This is a genomic window from Candidatus Streptomyces philanthi (genome assembly GCF_059553635.1).
In genome coordinates this window covers 1-1,795 of sequence record NZ_JCANQV010000556.1, presented here as the reverse complement: position 1 = coordinate 1,795, position 1,795 = coordinate 1, and the positions used below count along the sequence as shown (strand labels likewise).

Here is a 1,795-nt window from a genome sequence, read left to right as displayed (position 1 = left end):
GCGGCGGGCGGGACCGCTGCGCGCACCTGTTGCTGGCGGACGTGACCCGGCTGCCGCTGGCCGACGCGGCACTGGACGCGGTGTTCGCGGCCGGGCTGGTCTCCCATCTGGAGCGGCCGTCGCACGGGTTCGCCGAACTGGCCAGGGTCGTCCGTCCCGGGGGCGTGCTGGCGCTGTTCCATCCGGTGGGCCGGGCGGCGCTCGCGGCGCGCAAGGGCCGCGAACTCACCCCCGGCGACCTGCGCGCGGAGGAGAACCTGCGGCCCCTGCTCGCGGCCAGCGGCTGGGAACTCGTGCGCTATACGGACGAGGACACCCGCTATCTGGCGCTGGCGGTGCGACGCGGCTGAGGTGCGAGGCCGCCCGGTTCCCTATGCCTCGTCCGCCCCCGTGGTGCGCAGGGTGTGCGGTACGGGGCAGCCGCCCGCGCGCCGGGAGGCGGGGAAGGTACCGAGGTCGGCGACGCGGTAGCCGTGGGGGTAGCCCTTGACCTCGGGGTTCTGGCGGGCGTGGTGCGGGGTGCGGCGGGGCGGCAGCAGCCGGACCGCCTTGGCGCGCAGCCGCAGGGCCGTGTGGACCGCCGTGCGTGCGGCGGGGCTGGGGCGCTCGAACCGGAAGGCGTCGAGCAGGGCGTCGTCCAGGAGGGCCGTGCACGCGGTGCGGACCATCGGGCCGAGGGGTCCGTACCAGCCCGCCACCAGGTCCAAGGTGGCGTCCGCGACCTTGCGGCCGCCCTTGTCGAAGCCGAAGTGCGCGTCCTCGTAGTCGTCGAGGCAGCGCTCGAATTCCTCGTAGGTCTGCGGGATGCCGGTGATGCCCATGTGGCGGCCGAGGGTGCGGTAGTAGGTGGCCATGGCCTGCGTCTCGTGGGTGCTCAGCCTGCGCCAGCCGAAGCGGTCGATCCAGCGCTTGGGCACGACGACGAAGGTGCACAGCACGTACCGCATGTCGTCGTTGCTGATGTCGTAGCCGCGGTGCATCTGGTTCATCCGGCGGATCGCCGTGCGGCCGTCCTGGCTGTCGAAGCCGTGCTCGACGACGGTGTCGAGGAGCAGCACGGTGTCGTCGTAGCGCTTCTGCGAGCGGTCCGTCAGTTCCCCGGTCTCGGCCAGCAACCGGCCGATGCTCGGCACGGCGTAGGTGCGGTAGAGCGCCAGTTCCAGGGCCCGGGTGATGTCCCAGGGGAATTCGTGGGTCGCGGTGATGCGGTGGATCCGCAGGAAATCACGCTCCGGGTCGAGCGTCATGATTTCCTTCAACCAGTCGTAGCGCCGCATCCCGCGTTCCGTCCCTTCGGTAGCCAAGATGCCCAGGGTAGACGGGCCGTCAGGGCGCAGGTGCCGTACGGGGAGCAGGAGTTCGGCCGCCGACGCCACCGGAGCGCCCCCGGGGAGGCGGCGTCGCGGTCTTGGACCTGCGGAAAGGCGCTCGGCAGCCGGGAACGCGCGCGCCCCGGGGGCGGCCGGCCTGTGTGACCGGGCCGTCCCCGGGGCGGCGCCCCGGGCTCAGCGTCCGAGTTGTTTGCGGCCGGCGCGCTGGAGACGCCGCCGCTGGGAGGGGTCCAGCGCCAGATACGCGACGGCCGGTACCCCGATCATGACCAGAAGGGCCGCCCAGAAGGGCAGCAGCCACAGCAGGACCACTCCCACCGCCACGCCGCCGATCGCGACCTTCGCCTGTGTGGACATTCTTCACTTCCCTTCCGCGGCACTTCCCGTGCCCCGTCTTCCTCCATTGAACGCCGGATCGGCGCCGGAGGTTCCCTCCGACCACCGCGGGGCCCTCCCGGCGCCGT

The 1,795-nt window shown here is 72.7% G+C and carries 3 protein-coding genes; 1 reads left to right on the top strand and 2 read right to left on the bottom strand.

Annotated elements, in window-relative coordinates:
- Positions 1-350: methyltransferase domain-containing protein (locus AC51EU_RS30165; protein WP_496270271.1), on the top strand; the 350-nt coding region annotated here is incomplete at its 5' end.
- 21 nt (positions 351-371) lie between these two features.
- Here AC51EU_RS30165 and AC51EU_RS30160 read toward each other — a convergent pair.
- Both AC51EU_RS30160 and AC51EU_RS30155 read right to left on the bottom strand, forming a co-directional pair.
- On the bottom strand, positions 372-1,277 hold the full coding sequence (locus AC51EU_RS30160) for an oxygenase MpaB family protein (protein WP_496270272.1): 906 nt from the start codon (positions 1,275-1,277) through the stop codon (positions 372-374).
- A 228-nt stretch (positions 1,278-1,505) separates the two neighbouring features.
- Positions 1,506-1,688 carry a tail-anchor membrane protein gene (locus tag AC51EU_RS30155; protein WP_496270270.1) on the bottom strand — a complete coding sequence of 61 codons (183 nt, stop codon included), beginning with the start codon at positions 1,686-1,688 and terminating at the stop codon, positions 1,506-1,508.
- Positions 1,689-1,795 lie beyond the last annotated feature (107 nt).

Coding starts and splice junctions, on each gene's coding strand:
- AC51EU_RS30160 (WP_496270272.1), bottom strand. CDS start 1,277: ATGCGGCGCTACGACTGGTTGAAGGAAATCATGACGCTCGACCCGGAG.
- AC51EU_RS30155 (WP_496270270.1), bottom strand. CDS start 1,688: ATGTCCACACAGGCGAAGGTCGCGATCGGCGGCGTGGCGGTGGGAGTG.